The sequence below is a fragment of the Bacillus sp. OK048 genome, assembly GCF_900103525.1.
In the GTDB taxonomy this organism is placed as follows: domain Bacteria; phylum Bacillota; class Bacilli; order Bacillales; family Cytobacillaceae; genus Neobacillus.
The window spans coordinates 104,821-123,000 of the sequence record NZ_FNHN01000008.1 but is presented as its reverse complement, the minus strand read 5'-3'; the positions used below and the strand labels follow the sequence as shown (position 1 = coordinate 123,000).

17 protein-coding genes are annotated in these 18,180 nt (G+C 36.8%); 8 read left to right on the top strand and 9 right to left on the bottom strand.

Annotated features, from left to right (window positions below):
- Nucleotides 1–33: 33 nt before the first annotated feature.
- From BLR86_RS15790 to BLR86_RS15775, 4 genes are all read right to left on the bottom strand, one after another.
- Nucleotides 34–3,036: an ATP-binding protein gene (locus BLR86_RS15790; protein ID WP_090763237.1), complete on the bottom strand. Its 3,003-nt coding sequence runs from the start codon at nucleotides 3,034–3,036 to the stop codon at nucleotides 34–36.
- A gap of 18 nt (nucleotides 3,037–3,054) precedes the next feature.
- Nucleotides 3,055–4,272 carry a metallophosphoesterase family protein gene (locus tag BLR86_RS15785; RefSeq protein WP_090763232.1) on the bottom strand — a complete coding sequence of 406 codons (1,218 nt, stop codon included), beginning with the start codon at nucleotides 4,270–4,272 and terminating at the stop codon, nucleotides 3,055–3,057.
- A 244-nt stretch (nucleotides 4,273–4,516) separates the two neighbouring features.
- Entirely contained in the window at nucleotides 4,517–5,770 is a 1,254-nt protein-coding gene (locus BLR86_RS15780) for an ABC transporter permease (protein WP_090763229.1), read from the bottom strand.
- Entirely contained in the window at nucleotides 5,763–6,662 is a 900-nt protein-coding gene (locus BLR86_RS15775) for an ABC transporter ATP-binding protein (RefSeq protein ID WP_090763226.1), read from the bottom strand. Before BLR86_RS15775 ends, BLR86_RS15780 begins: the two co-directional genes overlap by 8 nt.
- A gap of 114 nt (nucleotides 6,663–6,776) precedes the next feature.
- Here BLR86_RS15775 and BLR86_RS15770 point away from each other — a divergent pair, with 114 nt between their 5' ends.
- Nucleotides 6,777–6,962, top strand: coding sequence for a YhzD family protein (locus BLR86_RS15770; protein ID WP_090763224.1), 186 nt, complete (start codon nucleotides 6,777–6,779; stop codon nucleotides 6,960–6,962).
- Nucleotides 6,963–7,292: 330 nt separating this feature from the next.
- Here the strand turns inward: BLR86_RS15770 and BLR86_RS15765 are convergent, their stop codons facing one another.
- The 4 genes from BLR86_RS15765 to BLR86_RS15750 form a co-directional block, all read right to left on the bottom strand.
- On the bottom strand, nucleotides 7,293–8,084 hold the full coding sequence (locus tag BLR86_RS15765) for an enoyl-CoA hydratase (protein WP_090763222.1): 792 nt from the start codon (nucleotides 8,082–8,084) through the stop codon (nucleotides 7,293–7,295).
- A 152-nt stretch (nucleotides 8,085–8,236) separates the two neighbouring features.
- Nucleotides 8,237–9,853, bottom strand: a complete 1,617-nt coding sequence (locus tag BLR86_RS15760; RefSeq protein WP_090763219.1) for a long-chain fatty acid--CoA ligase — start codon at nucleotides 9,851–9,853, stop codon at nucleotides 8,237–8,239.
- 200 nt (nucleotides 9,854–10,053) lie between these two features.
- Nucleotides 10,054–10,923 (bottom strand): Cof-type HAD-IIB family hydrolase, encoded by an 870-nt coding sequence (locus tag BLR86_RS15755; RefSeq protein ID WP_090763216.1) that lies wholly within the window; start codon nucleotides 10,921–10,923, stop codon nucleotides 10,054–10,056.
- A 128-nt stretch (nucleotides 10,924–11,051) separates the two neighbouring features.
- A complete protein-coding gene (locus BLR86_RS15750; protein ID WP_090763213.1) occupies nucleotides 11,052–11,399 on the bottom strand; it encodes a YlbF/YmcA family competence regulator in 348 nt (115 codons plus the stop codon).
- Nucleotides 11,400–11,635: 236 nt separating this feature from the next.
- Here BLR86_RS15750 and BLR86_RS15745 point away from each other — a divergent pair, with 236 nt between their 5' ends.
- The 7 genes from BLR86_RS15745 to BLR86_RS15715 all read left to right on the top strand — a co-directional run bounded on the left by BLR86_RS15745 (nucleotide 11,636) and on the right by BLR86_RS15715 (nucleotide 17,959).
- Complete coding sequence (locus BLR86_RS15745) at nucleotides 11,636–12,937, top strand: YheC/YheD family endospore coat-associated protein (protein ID WP_217642391.1); 1,302 nt, start codon at nucleotides 11,636–11,638, stop codon at nucleotides 12,935–12,937.
- Nucleotides 12,938–14,041 (top strand): YheC/YheD family endospore coat-associated protein, encoded by a 1,104-nt coding sequence (locus BLR86_RS15740; RefSeq protein WP_090763207.1) that lies wholly within the window; start codon nucleotides 12,938–12,940, stop codon nucleotides 14,039–14,041.
- Nucleotides 14,019–15,386, top strand: a complete 1,368-nt coding sequence (locus BLR86_RS15735) for a YheC/YheD family endospore coat-associated protein (RefSeq protein WP_090763203.1) — start codon at nucleotides 14,019–14,021, stop codon at nucleotides 15,384–15,386. Before BLR86_RS15740 ends, BLR86_RS15735 begins: the two co-directional genes overlap by 23 nt.
- On the top strand, nucleotides 15,380–16,441 hold the full coding sequence (locus BLR86_RS15730; protein WP_090763200.1) for a YheC/YheD family endospore coat-associated protein: 1,062 nt from the start codon (nucleotides 15,380–15,382) through the stop codon (nucleotides 16,439–16,441). The genes BLR86_RS15735 and BLR86_RS15730 overlap by 7 nt, the downstream gene beginning before the upstream one ends.
- Before the next feature lie 77 nt (nucleotides 16,442–16,518).
- Nucleotides 16,519–16,728, top strand: a complete 210-nt coding sequence (locus BLR86_RS15725) for a YheE family protein (RefSeq protein ID WP_090763197.1) — start codon at nucleotides 16,519–16,521, stop codon at nucleotides 16,726–16,728.
- Nucleotides 16,729–16,779: 51 nt separating this feature from the next.
- Nucleotides 16,780–16,968 (top strand): hypothetical protein, encoded by a 189-nt coding sequence (locus BLR86_RS15720; RefSeq protein WP_090763194.1) that lies wholly within the window; start codon nucleotides 16,780–16,782, stop codon nucleotides 16,966–16,968.
- A 103-nt stretch (nucleotides 16,969–17,071) separates the two neighbouring features.
- Nucleotides 17,072–17,959, top strand: coding sequence for a PucR family transcriptional regulator (locus BLR86_RS15715; protein WP_175492919.1), 888 nt, complete (start codon nucleotides 17,072–17,074; stop codon nucleotides 17,957–17,959).
- On the opposite strand, the gene BLR86_RS26445 is transcribed toward BLR86_RS15715, so the two are convergent.
- Nucleotides 17,939–18,163, bottom strand: coding sequence for a hypothetical protein (locus BLR86_RS26445; protein ID WP_139185628.1), 225 nt, complete (start codon nucleotides 18,161–18,163; stop codon nucleotides 17,939–17,941). The two genes, BLR86_RS15715 and BLR86_RS26445, sit on opposite strands and share 21 nt — an antisense overlap.
- Between the last annotated feature and the right edge of the window lie 17 nt (nucleotides 18,164–18,180).

The following is an 18,180-nucleotide window of genomic DNA, read 5'->3' as shown; positions in this document are numbered from 1 at the left end:
TCTCCCCTTCCGATAGTAAAAGTATACCATTGTCTATGAAATTACTTCGACATTACTTTTATGAAGATGTTGAACATTTTCTCGTTGAAAATATGGAAGTAAATGTGTGTGACAGGTAAAAAATAAGATTTGATTATTTGTTAGCGTTTGTAACAGCTCGATCACCTTTTTGGTACGGTTAGCGTCAAAGTTCACGAAGCTATCATCTATTATAATCGGGAAGCGGTACTTTTCATAAAGTGTAGTCGCAAGCGCCAATCTAATCGAAACGTATACTTGCTCAGTAGTAGCTTGGCTTAATTCATTTGCTTCAAATAAAGTATGGTCACTTCTTTCAATAAGAAACCCGTTGCCTGACTTTTGCAGATGTATCCGCTGATATTTCTTCTCTGTAAGAAAGTATAAGTATTCGTCCGCCTTTGCCAGCATTCTTGGCAGATGAACGGTTTTATACTTCTCAACCGTTTGTGATAAAATGTTCTGCGCTAAACAATAAACTGACCATTCTTTGGCAGCTTCTTCTAACTCAAACTTTTTCTGTTTAAAGTAGTGAAGTTTCTCTGAGTATGATCCTCCGTCTTCAAGAATCTGAATCTGGTAGTTGTTGGCGGCTTGTTTCTCTTGTATTTCAATGAGTCTTGACGATAAAGTTTCTATCTCATCATGATAGTAGCTTACTTGTTCATCTACATTATGATTTTGTAACAACCTTTCCTGCTCCATTTCCGTTAGGAAAGAATAGTGTAGCTGTTTATTTATATCTGCAAGCCTTTCGATTAGCTTAATCTTCTTTTCAACTTTTTTACCAAGCTGATAAAACTCCTCTTCATCTTCTACGTTGGCTTCGTCTAAGAGCTTTGTCCTTTCCGAAATTAAATGTACTTGTTCCTGTTTAATTTGATTAAAGTCTGCTTCTAGATCCTCTAGCTTTCCTTGTTTTTCATGACTCTTAATTAACTTTCCTTGTTCCTCTTTTAGTTTGTTCCTCAACAAATAAGCCGTTTGTGACAAATCAGTCCCTTGTTCTACTAGATATTGTTTTGAGTAAGCAGTAAGTCTTTCTGAAATATTCGCTTGTTCAAGTTTAATGTTTTCTATCCTTTCCAGTAACTGTTTCTTTTCTCTTCCTACTAGCTTAAATTGTTCAATTAGCTGAAATGCTTCTAGGAAAAAAGAGTTAGCAATGTAAATGGGGATGTTTAGCTCACTGCTCAGTTTTATTAACTGTTCCTTATTTTCTAATGCTTCGCTTTCATATTCTTCATATTTCCTCAATACTTTTTCATATTGGGTCTGCTGTTGTTCGAGCTTTATTTGTAAAAATTGCACCTGCTCTCGCCGACGATTATCTTGATTTAATTTTTCCTGTATAGCTGGAACATTGCCATTTTTATTTGTTTCAAGTTGTTGAATTAGCTTTTTTTCTCTTTCTTTCAACTGAATTAGTGCATGATTAATTTTGGATTCATTTTTATTCTGAACGTTTTTGCTAAGAAAGACTCCAATTAAAATGCTGCCTAAAACACCAATAACGATTAGTAGCCATTGCTGGGTAATCAGTCCATACAAAGATAAAACCAGCAATATAGCTCCAATTGTCAGAAATTGCATTTGTTTTTGCCTATTAAGCTTAGCAAATGTTTTTTTATCCTGCTCATCTGAATGTTGAAAATACTCGATTTTGTCTTGAACTGACTTTAATTCAAATTCGACTTTACTTTTTTCACCCTCATCTAGGACTAACTTTTCAAGTTTAGCTCTTTCTTGCGGAGGAATCACTTGAGTTTTTGCAAAACGAATCTTTCCTTCTAGCTCCTCAAGCGTATTTTTTTCCTCATGAAATTGATCATCAAGCTCCTGTTTTACTTCAAAAAGCTTTTGCTTTTTCCGGGATACCTGTTCCACTTGATTTTTCATATAAATATTCGTATTGATGGTTAAGACTTCTTCTTCCTTCAAAGGTAAGTGCAGTCTCTCTTTTATGGTAGATATTTTTTCTTCTAAATCTACTACTTTCAGTTCGCATTGGTGTTTCTCTAAAGTTAACTGTTCAAATATCGGAATCTGGTTGATAGCGGCAAGAAGCTGGGCCTCATGATCAAGAATTTCTTTTTCCAGTTGTATCAAGGCTATTTCCTTTTTTAATTGAGTGATTCTTTCCATTAAACTTGAAATCTGAGCATTGTATGGATAGATTAGTTGATTTAACTTTTCTAATCGCTCAATTCCGCTAGCCGGAAATGGACTCTCACTTAATGACTTGATTTCAGTTCTTATCCACCTCTCCTCTTTAACAAGTACATGGATTTTCTGCCATTCAATTAATTTTTCCACTTCCCCTTTTACCTCGTCCAGCGAATTATTTATATACTTTATTTCATTATTGATTCTGTCTTTTTCTAAATTTAATTGTTCGTATTCCTGATTTTTGGCTGCTGCTTTTTTCAGATCATTGCTAAGCTCGTGAATGACTTTTAGTTTTTCATTTACCACTGGCTTCTTGCCGCTAGGTTTAAAACGGGCCTCTAATTCCTTCTGGAGTTCTACCTCGGTCTTCGCTAACGTTTCCGTTCCGAGTGTTCCAGTAGAAAATAAAAACTTGCCAAGATCTTCGCCCTTCATTTGGTGGATGTTTTGCAGTCCATGTAAATTAAATGAAAAAATGGCTTGGAATAATCCTTTTTCCATATTTCCGAGCAGTTGTTTAAGCAGTGCGTCATCACCTATCGTCCCATCCTCTAACGAAACGGTAACATCGCCAGCAGCCTTTCCTCTAACCCTTTCAATCGTTACAAGTCCATACTGTTCAAAAAGTATTCTTAGCTTACCGCCATAATTGGAACCATTTTTGGGCTCATAACGCAATTCCGATGATTGCTTTGTTGGGAACCCAAATAATATGCCATGAATAAACGCCATTATTGTTGATTTTCCTGCTTCATTTTCGCCATAAAACGCTTGAAAATCAGATAAATCCTTTATAACAACATTATTTAAATGACCAAAGCCATATATGTGTATCTCTTGGATTTTCAACCAATCATCTCCCTTCTCCTATTGGTACAGAAGCCCAATTAATAATTTTTCTGCTTTTTGCATTAATTCTTTCTGTTCGTCTACAGTTAAACGCTCTAAATACCTGCGTCCAATTTGATGTTCGTATAACGGTGCTATTGCAGTTTCCAGATTCTGGAATTCATCGATTGTTGCAAAAAGCTCAGTATAAAAATCAGCCTCATTCATTAGAAGTTTTCGATCTAGCGGCTGTTTATTCTGTATGTTTATATCAACGATCCAAACAAATGAGTCTTCATCTATTTCATAGTCTAAAAGTAATTCAAGCAGTTCAGCATCTATGAGTTTTTGTTCTTGGGAATGATCCAATTGAACATTTTTTAAGTTTAAGGTGAGCAGTGTTCCCATACCAGCTTTACGCAAGCGTTCGATTGTTAGTTGGCATACTTGAAAAATTTCTTGGAAATTATGTGCCTCTGCGGTATCAATAGAAACTTCATCCCATATTACGTTAGAAGTTTCTACAAATTCCTTTTTGGTTTCGATTTCATTCAACGTAACATGGTAACATCCTTTAATCCCTAATTCCTTCTTATTTCGTCCTTGCGTGTTTCCTGGATAAATAATCGGAGGATTTTCAGATAAAATTGTACGTTTATGGATATGCCCCAACGCCCAATAATCAAATTGTTTATCATGTAGATCCTTGATTGAGAAGGGAGCGTAATTATCATGGTCGGTACTACCACCTTCATTCCCATGAAGGATGCCAATATGAAAATCAGCTGGATCAATTTTTTGATAATCATCGATTCGTTTATCAAAAACATGTCGCTGTAGATAACTAAAACCATATAAATGTATGGTTTCGCCTCGTTTAGTTTCCAATATTTTCATTTCAAGTTCACTGCCAAAAACATGAACATTCTCGGGCATATCGAGGTGGACCCATGAGCCATTTAAATGATCATGGTTGCCATGGATAACATAAACAGGAATATTATGTTGTAAGAGCTTTTTCATTTCATTACGGAAACGCGATTGTGCCCGTAAACTTCTGTCTTCACCATCATATAAATCCCCTGCTATTATGACAAAATCAACGTTACGCTCAATCGCTGCTGCTGTTAGCCTTTCTAAAGCTCCGAACGTACTCTCTCTCACTTTCGAAAGGATGTTAGCAGGCAAATGCTTTAGGCCAACCATAGGGCTGTCCAAATGCAGGTCAGCGGCATGTATAAATGATATCTGTTTCATAATAACTCCTTTCAGTGAGTTTTTCTTTATTGTATCATCCCATAAAACCGAATGCACGTTCTAAACGAAAAGCGGAAGCGCCTTGTCCAGGGGCGACAGGCATAAGACGAGCCGGCTAGAAGGTTGCCCTTTAACCTTCTGGAGGGATTGGCTTATGACCCCGAGCCCCTAGGCGCTGCAGCTAGACATTTCTCAAGTTTCAAAAAGAAAAAGGCTTTGCCATTTCTAGCAAAGCCCTTCTCCGTTATTCCTTTTTTGTTAATTGCAATGCCTTTTTGATATCCTTAAAGGAATTTGACTTACCATACATAAGTACTCCACCTCGGTATACACGGGCACCAAAGATCGCTAAGAAAGCGATTGTTCCTAATAGGATAATTATTCCTAGTAGTGCTTCCCATACTGGAATCGTCAGCATCCCAACACGTAAAAACATAATCATTGGTGTGAAAAATGGTATATAGGATGTAATGACAATAAATGGTGAATCAGGCGTATTTAGACCAAACATCGCAATCATAAAACCTGCTACCACAAGTAATGTCATTGGCGTAATCATTTGTTGAACATCCTCAATCCTGCTGACCAAGGAACCCAAAAAGGCAGCAAGGGTTGCATAAAGGAAATAGCCAAGAATGAAAAATATTACTGCATAGGCAATCGTTGACAGCGGGATATTTCCAAATCCAAAAGCATCAAAAAATCCACCCTCTAAAGAAGACAAATTACGTTTTATCGAGAAATAACCTACAGATAATAAAACTGCAAGCTGTGTTAAGCTTAACAGACCAATACCAAGTATTTTTGCAAACATCTGTTTGATTGGTGACACACTTGAAATCAAGATCTCCATCACCCTGGAGGATTTTTCCGTGGCCACTTCCATTGCAATCATATTGGCATACATAATAACGGCAAAATAGATGATAAAGAGCAGGACATAAACAAGTCCTCGCGCTTGATTTAATTCCTCTTCAGTTTTAGCATTCTGTTCTAGAGCTATTTTTTCAAAAGAAACCGGTTCATACAGTTGCTGGAGCTGAGCCTGTGTTAGATTAATTTGTGAAGCTGCCAACATTGTTTTTATTTGCTGCAGGGCTGTCTGAAAATCTAAATACAATGAAGAGTCAGCAACACTCATAGCCTTATATGTAGCTTCCGGCAGTTGTTTATTATCAAAGCGCAACTGCACAACCCCAGTATAGTCTCCATCTTCTACGGCTTTTTCAGCTTCTTGTTCGGAGCCATCAAACTGTGTAAGCTGAAGATCTTTATTTATAACACTAATCTGTTCTTTTAACGGTTCAAAAAGCTGGCCTGTTTCATCTAATACAGCGACCTTCTCCTTACCGCCTTTGTCATCAAATATTTCAATGATATTATTCATATTGGTTAAAGCCAATGTGATTACAACTGTTAATAATGTCGTAACGATAAATGACTTTGTCTTGAATTTATTCATATAGGTATGGAATAAAATAATCCAAAACTTATTCATAGGAATCACCTACTTTCTCGATAAAAATATCATTCAAAGAAGGCTCTTCTAGGGCAAATTTCCTAATGAAACCTTTATTGACTATTTCTTTAAGAATTTTCTCGGCAACATCTTCTCCATCAATCTGAAGGTGAATTCCCTCCATGGTTGACCTAGCCTTCCGAACACCAGGATAATTTTTCAGAGAGTCCAATGGAAAGTCTGCATGAATAACAAGATTCTTTTTACCAAAGGCTTTCTTTATTTCTCTTAAAGAACCGTGTACAACCGGACTTCCTTTATGCATGATACAAAGGTGCTCACACATTTCTTCAACATGATGCATTTGATGACTAGAAAAAACAATGGTGGTCCCATTTTCTTTCAAGGAAAGAACCGCATCTTTTAGCATTTCAACATTTACGGGGTCAAGCCCACTGAATGGCTCATCAAGAATTAATAATTTTGGTTTATGTATGACTGCCGCAATAAATTGAATCTTTTGTTGGTTTCCCTTTGAAAGTTCTTCTACTTTTTTATTCTCATATTCAGGAACTCTAAATCTTTCAAGCCAGTATTTCAATTCAGAAACTGCTTCACTTTTTGACATTCCTCGTAATCTAGCAAGGTAGACAATTTGATCTTTCACCTTTAATTTTGGGTAAAGACCTCTTTCCTCTGGAAGATAGCCCACTAGGTGACTCGTAGAGTAATTGATAGGCTCGTCGTCCCATGTAATCTTTCCACCACTAGAATCAAGCAGCCCTAAAATCATTCGGAAAGTCGTCGTTTTCCCTGCGCCATTTGCACCCAAAAAGCCAAACATTTCTTTTTCAGGTATCACAATGGATAAATCTTTGACTGCTGTAAACTCGCCAAATCGTTTCGTTACATGCTCAAGTTTTAATACCATACAAATTCCCCCTTTCAAAATAACTACGTATGACCTCCGAAAAGGTTTCGCTTTTAAAATAAATAGAATTATGTGAAAATTATATATGAACTAGTTCACGAAGGGGGATATAAGATGAAGACTTACAAACTAACTGCCTTTGAAACAAATGGTGAAAAAATAGTTGACGAAGCTTTTCAAGCTGAACATGATGATGCAGCAAAAGAAATAGCAGAAAAACTATTATCAGAAAAGAATTTATTAGAGAAAACACATCGCTGCACTTCTCCAGACGGCAAACTATTACTTTTCCATTCCTAAGTTTAAGTAAGAAAAAAGGCTCTGTTATTATTCATTGTTGATATCGTGTAGTTTTAAGAATTCATAGGCGGAGAATTTCCGGTTATTGTATATTGTGGAGGCTTTAGAAGCAGATATAAGCGGAGATACTCCGATTAACTGCTCTAAATAAGACAAAATCCATCGATTTGGATCGTATAACCGGAAAAACTCCCCTTATTTTAAGGGAAATATGGGTATTTCCCAATATAAACGGAATTCCTTCGCTTATTTTTCGAACAACCTGAAATCAACATTCAATTATAACAGAGCTAAGAAAAAAGAAGCAGAAATGCTTCTTTTTTCTAATTTTTATTTTCCAATGAACCTCGGTGGTCTTTTTTCAATAAATGCCCTTATTCCTTCTTGGTGATCAAACGTTCGACGCATACTTAATTGCCCATGTTTTTCTAGTTCTAATAGTTTAAGCAGTTGCGGTCTATTCATATCTGCTAAAATTTTCTTCGTTTTAATCATCGCCTGGACTGGGCGGCTCAGCCAATCAGTTATTCTGGCTTCAAGCGTATCTTGCAGGTTTCCATCAGCAACTTCCTGGATCAATCCTAATTCTAGGGCTTCCAGGGCATTCATCATTTTTCCTTCCCAAATGAGCTGTTTAGCCTTAATTTCACCTAATCTTTTTTCTAAAAAGAAATGGGAGCCGCCATCAGGGATTAAACCAATTCCGATAAAATTCATCGCTAACTTGCTAGAATTATCGGCTATAATGTGGTCGGTAGCCAATGCCAGACTGAAGCCAAGTCCGGCAGCAGCACCATTTACAGCCGCGATGGTTAATTTTGGAATACTATAAAGAGTAATGATTAATTCACTAATACAATCCATAACAGGGAAGAAATCGGTTTCATTTAGTTCTGAAAGCATTGTTTTAATATCGCCGCCCGCAGAAAATGCTCTGCCGCTTCCTGTTAAAACAACAACATCGATATCATCTGATTCAGCTATTTCTTTGAGCTTGCTGACAAGTCCCTTTATCATGTCAACATCCAGTGCATTCATTGCTACCGGCCTATTCATTTCGACCGTTGCAACCCGCCCTTTCACTCTTACCTTAACTTTATCGGTTACAAAATTAATCGTCATCCCAAACCCCTCCCAGTATCATTATTCATTTCCATTATAGCTTGAAATGGACGGATAAAAAATAAATTTTCATAATATATGGAATTTTCACTATCAAATGAATAAAATACCACTCCAAAAAGGACAAAGGAATGCACTTTGTCCTTAATTGATTACTTTTTTAGCACTTCCTTTTGTACCTGTTCTCTTAATGTCATCTTTAAGAACTTCCCAACAGATGTCTTCGGTATTTCTTCCAAGAATAGAATTTCATCCGGCAGCCACCATTTGGCAAACTGCGGTTGTAAGAATTCTAGTAGTTCTTCCTTTTTCACCTTATTTTTGTATGCTTCCTTTAACACCACACAAGCAACAGGTCTCTCTTGCCACTGTTCATGTGGGACAGCAACTACCGCTGCTTCAAACACGGATTCATGTGCCATTAAAGCATTTTCTAAATCCACGGAAGAGATCCACTCACCGCCGCTCTTAATCAAGTCTTTGGTACGGTCAACTATTTTTACAAACCCTTCCTCGTCAATCGTCACCACATCACCTGTGTGAAGCCAGCCATCGTGAAATGCATCTAAAGTACGTTCGTCTTTATAATACTCTGAAGCAATCCATGGTCCTTTAATACAAAGTTCCCCCATCTCTTTACCATCCCAAGCAACTTCTCCATCCTTACCGACAATTTTCATACTTAAGCCTGGAACGAGAACGCCTTGCTTTGCCCGTATTTCAAGTCTTTCCTCATAATCTAAATTTTCCTGGTAGCTTTTTAACGTTGAAATAACTACAAGCGGGCTTGTTTCTGTCATACCATAGGCATGCATGAATGGAATCTTATGTCGCTGTTCAAATGCTCTAATCATTCCTTTTGGAGCTGCTGAACCGCCGCAAAGGATTCCCCTTACACTACTAAGGTCGTAAGAACCCTCATCAAGTTCTTTTAATAATCCAAGCCAAATGGTTGGGACACCAGCGGTAATCGTTACTCTTTCACTTTCAATCAGCTCTGCTATCAGTTTTGGAGTAAAATATGGCCCTGGTAGCACGAGGGATGTCCCAAACCATACAGCAGCAAAAGGCATTCCCCAAGCGTTGGCATGGAACATAGGGACAACAGGTAATGCAATGTCTTTCTCACTCATTGCCGCACTATCTGCAAGACCTAACGCCATACTATGGAGAAAAATCCCTCGATGTGAGTATATGACTCCTTTAGGATTTCCTGTGGTCGCAGAGGTATAGCACATTCCTGCTGGGTCGTTTTCTTCAATATCTTCAGGATAGGCATATTTAGGATTCGCTTCAGTTAATAGATCTTCATAATGATAGACTGGCGAAAGTGTGGTTTCCGGAAGCTCCTTGTCATCAGTCATAATCACATAGGCCGTAACACTTTTTAACTCTGATGAACATTTTTCAAGTAACGGAATTAGATCAGGATCCACTAAGAGGACTTTATCTTCTGCGTGATTGATAATATAGGAAATATGCTGGGGTGATAGACGGATATTGATTGTATGCAGAACAGCACCGATACAGGGAATCGCAAAATAGGCTTCGAGATGACGATGGTGGTTCCATGCTAGCGTTCCTACCCTATCACCTTTCTCTATTCCTAGTTTTTTTAGACTGTCTGCTAATCTTCTTGTTCTTTCACCGATTTGCTGGTACGTCATTCTGTGAATACCACTGGATGTTCTGGAAATTACCTGTTTTTTAGGAAAATACTTTTCTGCTCTTTCAATCATCTGTGTCATTGTTAACGGTGTTTGCATCATCGCTAAATCCCCCCCACAACTGAAAGCGTTTTCAAATCATAGTATTCTATGACTGATCTCCTATAAATTATTCGTCATGTTTATCATGATTCCTCTATAAAGAACAAAATTTTCATAAAAAAGTCTCATGCCTTTTAAAAGTTAAAGAAATCACGCACAAAGCTAAAGACATCACCGCAGTTCCGATGATGTCTTGTTAATTATTTTTTAATAATATTCATTTTCCTTAAAAACTCAATTGGCTGTTGTTTTCTAAAGTGTTCTTTAACCATATAGGCTACACCATGCTCATTTTTCGATCTAGTGACCCAATCAGCTGCTCTTTTCACATCAAATTCTGCATTCCACATTGCCACACCCAATCCTGCCGCCTTAATCGCTGGAATATCATCTAATCCATCGCCAATGACAACCATTTCCTTTAACTGGATTCCGAGGTGACCTCCAAGAAAGGCCAGTCCCTGCAATTTTGAAACACCTGCTGGAACAATGTCTAATCGCAGATGATCTAATTGGATGGTCTCAATTTCAGTAAACATCTTTTCAATTGCCTTCTTAGCATCTTGAAGATCACTTTCCTCTTCAAAATAAACCTCTATTTTTGGAGGAGTTACCGGTTGATCATGCAAGTATTCACTTAATGAAGTAACAAATTGCTGGGAATAAAATACAGGATCACCGGATGTAAAAACAGTTTTTGCTAACAGATTATTATTTAACTTCAACCTATTCGCTAACGAAAATTGTTCATGTACAAGCCTAATTTGACACGGCATTCCTTCTAGAAAACGGATGGTATCATAGGTAATATTCTCGTTAATTCGTTCAACATAATTCTGTTTATCTTGAATGTTTGCAATATAGGCACCTTGATGAGTAACCAGTGGATTTTTTATTTTTAATGCCCTTGCCACCTTTTTGGCTGAGGGAAAACTTCGTGATGTCATTAGCGTTACATAAATTCCTTTTTGCTGAACATACTCAATGGCTTCCTTCGTTGACTTATGAATTTTCCCATTACTCTGTAATAAGGTTCCATCGATATTTAATGCAAGCAAACGATAAATCATGACGTGAGCCCCCTGTTCTTGGTGAAGTTACCCTTATATCACTTTTATGATTTTTCACCGAAAGATAGAACAAAGGCCGTAGAAAAGAAAAAACTTCCGGAATAAACCGAAAGCATTTTGGTATCCTATTATAAATTTCCGTATAGTTCCTCTAAAGGCTTCATAATAACTTGGTTTAGCTCACCAATAATCATACTCATACGTTGTTCTGCCTGCATAAGTCGAGATATTTTTTCATTTTGCTGTACAAGAGCTGCTGTTGCTTGGGCTTGTTGGATTTCCTGCTCTGAAAGTTGATGCCCCATCATTTGTTTTTGTTGTAAATTCATTTGAATCTGGCGGAAATTATCAAACATATTTTTTGCTGCTGGATCTGCATTGACTTCAAGATACATTTGCTGTAAATGTTTATATTCATCACTTTGACGAATAGATTTTTCTAATGTATGAGCTGCATCGTATAAATTAACGGACATTGGACCCACTCCTCTTTAACAAATAATCTTAATAACTATAACAAACTATGTTCGTTAATGCGAGAATGTTCAAATGAGTTTCTATATTGAATCACCAACCTATGGGCGATAACATACAATACATATCAACGAATGCCTATTTTTCAACCATATTCGCCAATAAATGAGGAGTGACTATGCCCCCTATCTCAATTGTTCCAATGAGGTCTGCTACCGGGACAGAAATTTTTGTTCAAATGTCAACACAACTTTTTAAACAGTTACAGATTGAAGCTAGAAATATCAAGATTTCTATAGGAAAAATAATGATGAAAGTAAACATACAAACTGTCGAACTAACCGCTTACGAAATTCATTTCCCCGAAAATCTATTTCAGTATTTCTGTTTACCCATGCAGGAATATAAATTTCTATACCATTTTAAAAAAGAAAAACACGTACTATTTTTAGGTCCAGTTATTGGTTTAGTAACCGATTTTAAAGATACAGGGATTGGAGAGCCCCATTTTGGTTCCATTCATAACTTTTGTGAAGAACTTCATCATGGTCTTAGTGAAAATGGAGGTTTTTTATATATTTTTTCCTATCCTGAATTTTCTTCCCTAGGGTATAACTTTGACAGCGGGAAATGGAAGCCTGCCAAACTCCCACTTCCTGATGTTATTTATAATCGTATCCATTCTCGAAGAGCGGAGTTTAGCAAAGAGTACCTTCTATTTCGCCATAGGCTTGCAGAATTAAGTATCCCGATTTTTAATGATCGCTTTCTTTCTAAATGGGAGGTTCATGAACATTTAATCCATGAAAATCACCTTAATCCATATATACCTGAAACAAATATCTTCACAAAGGATCATCTTGCAACATTCTTAAAAAAATATGAAACTATTTTTATAAAACCTGTACATGGCAGCCAAGGAAGGAACATTTTCAAAATTAACAAAGAAAATACTGATTTCAAATTGGAATCATCTGTTAAATCGTTATCAAAGATTAAGGATGTTATTCTCTCCTTTGAGGAAATTTATCAACACATAAAGCCGCTATTGAACAATAGAATCTGCATTATTCAACAGGGTATCCCCCTTCTTACCTATCAAACTAGAGGAATGGACTATAGAGTATTATGTCATAAGAATAAACAAAACAAATGGAATGTAACCTCGGTGGTTGCCCGCATTTCCGCAGAAGATGAGTTTGTTTCCAATATCGCAAGAGGCGGGGATATGATGTCACCAATAAATGCCCTAATAGATACCCTAAGCATTAGCGATGCAAAGCGGCTTATTTCTCAAATGAAAGAATTGGCAATTGAAACAGCAATGATTATTGAAAGAAAATCTTCAGGAATAACTGGGGAACTTGGAATCGATATTGGAATTGACAAAGATGGTAAGCCTTGGCTAATTGAGGTCAATTCAAAGCCGTCAAAAAGCTTTGAAGATGGGCAAATGAAAATAAGACCATCCGCTAAAGCTATTATTCAATTTTGTACGAAGCTTGCATTTGACTCAGGCGAAGAAATGGAGGATTCATAGATGAAAACCTTTGGAATCATGACCTTAACGATTGAAAGTGAGACCACCTATATAAATGAAATAGCTGCCCGAAGTCATCAATACGGCATTGAGTGTTTCCATTTTCTCCCCTCAGCTATTAATCCACTCACTACACTCGTTTTAGGGAGACGTTTTGACGTAAATGAACAGTGTTGGATGGACGATGAGTTTCCCATCCCGTCGCTTATCTATGATCGTTGTTTTTATGGAGATGATGAACATTCAAAACAATGCATTCCAATTGTTTCTTGGTTAAAAAGCAGAGAAGATATTGTCTTTTTAGGCTTCGGACTTCCCAATAAATTAGAATTGTATGAAACATTATCCAATTCTAGTTTGAAACCGTATTTACCTCGTTCACAGGCCATTAAGGATTGCACAGAAGTGATCGCGGCCTTAAATCAGCAGAAAAAGATCATCATTAAACCCATTAATGGCTCTCAAGGATACGGAATCTATTATTTAAAGAAAAACGATAAAACTATCCATGTCAAAACAGAAAAAAACAAAAAAATTATCTCAAGGATTTTTCCAAATGAGTCAAAGTTATTTCAATGGCTGCAACCATTAATCACCTATCGACCATACCTACTTCAACCCTACCTTGAATTATCTACTACTTCTTCCCAACCATTTGATATTAGAATTCTTCTGCAGAAAAATGAACAAGGGCTTTGGGTTGAACGTGGAAAGGGAATCCGCATCGGTAATACTGGTGGTTTACTTTCAAACTTAAGTGCAGGCGGATCAGTCATTGATTTTACTTCCTGGGCAGCAAATTTATCTTTACCTAAAAAAGAATACATTTGTAATGAATTAAACTTTATTATCACCAACCTCCCACAAATACTGGAACAGGAAATATTACCATTATTTGAAATAGGCATCGATATCGGTGTAGCAAAAAATGGCGCCATCTGGATTCTCGATGTAAATTCAAAACCCGGAAGAAAAGTCGTATTAAAAACACAGCCAGATTTACAAGAAACCTTATTCCTTGCCCCTCTTCTATATGGAAATTACCTTTGTCAGGCTGAAATTAAAGAAAGGAAGAGCTACTATGAGAAAACGTTATACCATTGAAATTGCCGCAACGAGTAAATTGGTCGTTTTTTGTCCTCATGAGCTCTTACAAGATACTGTACTAAAAAAAATTGCTTTTGGTTCTAGTTCTATCGAAGTAGACTTTGTACCTCATTCTAAGAATAAAAATTCCATTGTGATTAGCAAAGAGATTCAAAAGCTCCTCTTATTTCCTGATTTTGCAATAAAATTGTATGTATTTGTTGACCAGCATGTTCTCACGATTGGACCGCTTGTAGGAATTTTCACTGCTGGCTTCACTCCCTTCCCAATCCGTCCTGTTGGTGATAGAACCAACTTTTTCGCTAAACTGTTATCAGTAAAAACAAGCGTTGGTGCCCTTCCATTTGTTTTCGGTGAACAACATATCAACTGGGAAAAGGGTTCAATTAACGGGTATTTCTTTCATGATAATAGTTGGCAGACTTTTGAGGTCCCATTTCCACACGTTATTTATGACCGACTACCCAATCGTAAAAGTGAAAGAAATCCCAAACTTGTTAAAGTGAAGGAAACTCTACAACATGACTACCTTATCCCTTGGTATAACCCTGGCTTCTTCAGTAAGCTGGATATCTATGAAAGATTACAGCAGGACCATTCAGTATCATTTTTACTTCCGGAGACCCATCCTTTTTCATCCTTTTCCTTGATTGAAAATATGCTGTCCCAATATGGCCATATTTATATAAAACCAATAAATGGCAGTCTAGGGTTAGGAGTTCACCAAATCCTATATGATAGAAGCGAAGACGAATATTATTGTCGCTATCAAGATCGTGAAGGAGTAAATCGCTTACGAAAATATTCATCGCTTGAAGGAATGTTTCAAACTGTGTTTGCGAATCGTAATCTAGATAAAATGATTGTTCAGCAAGGTATTCACTTATTACGCCATGAACAAAGACCCTTTGATTTTCGCATACACACAAATAAAGACGATTCCGGTGTCTGGCATGTCACAGCATTGGCTGCGAAAATAGCAGGCCGTGGCAGCGTAACAACCCATACCCGAAGTGGAGGAGAAATAAAAACGATTGCTGAAATTTTCCAACCAGAAGAATGTCATTTCTATACGGAAAAGCTCGAAAAAGCAGCTCTCTTGTTAAGTGAAAGTATTACAAATAATATGGAAGGAATAATAGCAGAAATTGGGTTTGATTTAGGTATTGATAAACATGGCGACATTTGGCTATTTGAAGCAAATTCGAAACCTGGTCGATCCATTTTCAGCCACCCAGAACTGAAGGAATTCGATCAGCTTACTTGTAAGCTATCAATGGCTTTTGCGGTTTTTTTGACTGAACAATCCATTTACCATCCCGAGGATGTCATCATATGGTAGTCATCAACGAATGGTGTAAGGGAAAAGTTCCCGTTATCGGAATTTTGACCGCACAGAAAAAGGACGGCTCAATTGCTGGAAATGCTCCCCTCTTTATTGGACTGCAAAAAAAGCTTATTTCACATAACGGAATAAGCTTTATTTTTACACTAGAAGGAGTCCATGAACATTCTATTGAAGGATTCACATTTATACCAGAAAAAAAAGGATGGGAAAAGATTACTGCTCCTTATCCTGACCTTGTATATAATAGAATCCCGTTCCGAACATCCGAAGAAGAGTTAAAAAACACTGAATTTTTTTCTTGTTTAAGGGATAAGAATATCCCCTTTTTCAATCCTGGATTTATTGATAAATATGAATTATATCAACTCTTTAAAAACCATCCCACTCTTCAATCCTATATGCCTGCTACCATCACGGCCATTCATAAGCAAGAGTTCTTATCCTTCCTAACTAAATTCAATAGTATTTACTTAAAACCAGCACAGTCAGCAAGAGGCAATGGAATTTTTAAATTAGTACTAGATACAGACAAAAAGATTTGCTTTAAGGGATTAAAAACAAGTGAAGAGTTCTTAACTTTTGACCATTTTTGGGTTGAGTGGGAAAACAAACTTAAGAAGAAAAACTATCTGGCACAAGAGGAAATAAAATCTCGCCTTTATGATGGCAATCGGTTTGATCTTCGAATTCTTGCCCATGCAGAAAATAATCATTACATTGTTACGGGGGTGGGAATCAGACAATCGCAGATTCAGGAAATAACCACTCATATTCCCAAAGGGGGAAGGTTATTACCCTATGACCTCTTTCAGACAGAAGAACTTGACCTATTTATTCAAACCATAGTTGAGCAAATAGGAAAAGCGTTATCAAAAAAACTGGGCTTTTTCGGTGAATTTTCAATTGATGTTGGTATCAGTCAATCAGGACAGTACTATATTTATGAGGTAAACTCCAAACCAATGAGTTTTGATGAAAGTGAAATAGAAGAAAGAAAAATCGATCATCTCTGTCGGTTATTCCTTCAACTCACTGGAAATAAAAAATAACTGACCTCCTACTGGAGTATTATCATTTTTTCTCGTAAGCTAGAAGTACCAACTAGCCTATAAAGGAGATGAAAATGATGCTGACACACTTTCAGTTTAAGCCTTTATTTGAAAATAAAAATATTCCCGGGTGGAATTTTTCCTTTTACTATAAAAAACAACGATTTTCAGGTACCTATCATCAAACTGGAAAAGTTGAATGGACAGTCAATACCCCTGAACAGGAAGATATTGAAACCTTAACTAGCCAAATTCACGAATTAATGCTTTTTCATGTTTATGAATAACCCGATTTCCACAAACTAACCAGTGTAAGACATGGAAAGGGATTGATAGGTGTGGAAAATAGAAAAGATGTTCAAGTGAAAAAAGACTTATTGTTTGAAGGCAGGGATAAGGTCTACCTAGATATTGATCGAATGATAAATGAAGGCATGTCTGGCGGTTCCGTTCATTCCCGACATGATTCAACGAATATTGAAGAAGCGCGAGATCTTACTGAAGAGGAACCCCCTTCACACAATTGAATGATGGATGAAAGGCTAATTCTTGAGATTATCAGGAGTTAGTCTTTTTTATGATATAATTAGTGGATTATTTCTAAAAATTACTTAAATGGAGAAATTGACCTTGTTTAAAAAAATCATGTCCTTATACGAAGATTCAGTCCTATTTTCTGAAAAGCCACTGCATATTTCTAATCAATTTCACCTATTTTACGACCAATCTGAGAATCAATGGCTTGCTATTCCAAAATCAAAACTAACAGAAAAAGAGTTTAACCTTCTGCAAGTACTTTATCAACAGGTGAACATCCCATCCAAGCCATTCGGGAAATGGTATGAATTTTTAATGGTAGATGGACCATTGCCGACATCAAGTACTGATAGTAATTTTCGAATTATTCAGTTTCATATTAAAGGGAATGTCGAGCAAGATGAAATTGAATCAGCCCTAAATGGATTTTTTTCTAATGAGGTCCAATATATCTGGGAAGACAGCCAAAATGGATGTGTAATTGAAGAAAAAAGACAAATATCTTTATCTGAAAGTGAGTTAGCTTCTATTTCTGATACGTTAGAAAGTGATTTTTATGTAAAAATTTCATTTTATATCGGTAAACTATTTCCTTTGTCAAATCAGCTTCCTAACCAGTACCGGCAAGAAAAAGAGTATTTTCAATTTGCAAAAAGTCACCTTTCAGGTTCAAATACTTTTACTTTTGAAAAAGTTTTCCCGCCATTCGTTGCTGCTAACCTTCCGAATCATATTAAAGAGAAGTTGTACAAAGACTTTTTAGAAGTATTTTTAGACGACCCTGAGCTATACGTAACCATTAAGGTTTTTCTAGAAAGTAACTTAAATGCAAGTATGACAGCCAAGAAATTGTATATTCATCGAAACACCCTTCAATACCGATTGGACAAGTTCATTGATAAAACAGGAGTTCAATTAAAAGATTTTTATGGAGCATTTACTGTATTTTTAGCTTGCTTGTTATTTCAACATGACAATTAGAAAAGCAGAAGCGCCTTGTCCAAGGGCGACCGGCATAAGACGAGCCGGCAGGAAGGTCGTTCTTTGACCTTCTTGACGGATTGGCTTATGACCCGAGCCCTTAGGCGCTGTAGCTAGACAATCTGCACAAATAATGAGTTGGGAACTTTGTGCAGTATGTCCATATTGTCTGTAAGCCTTTTCATGTAAACTTAAGTTAATCAAAACTTAGGAGGTTTTAC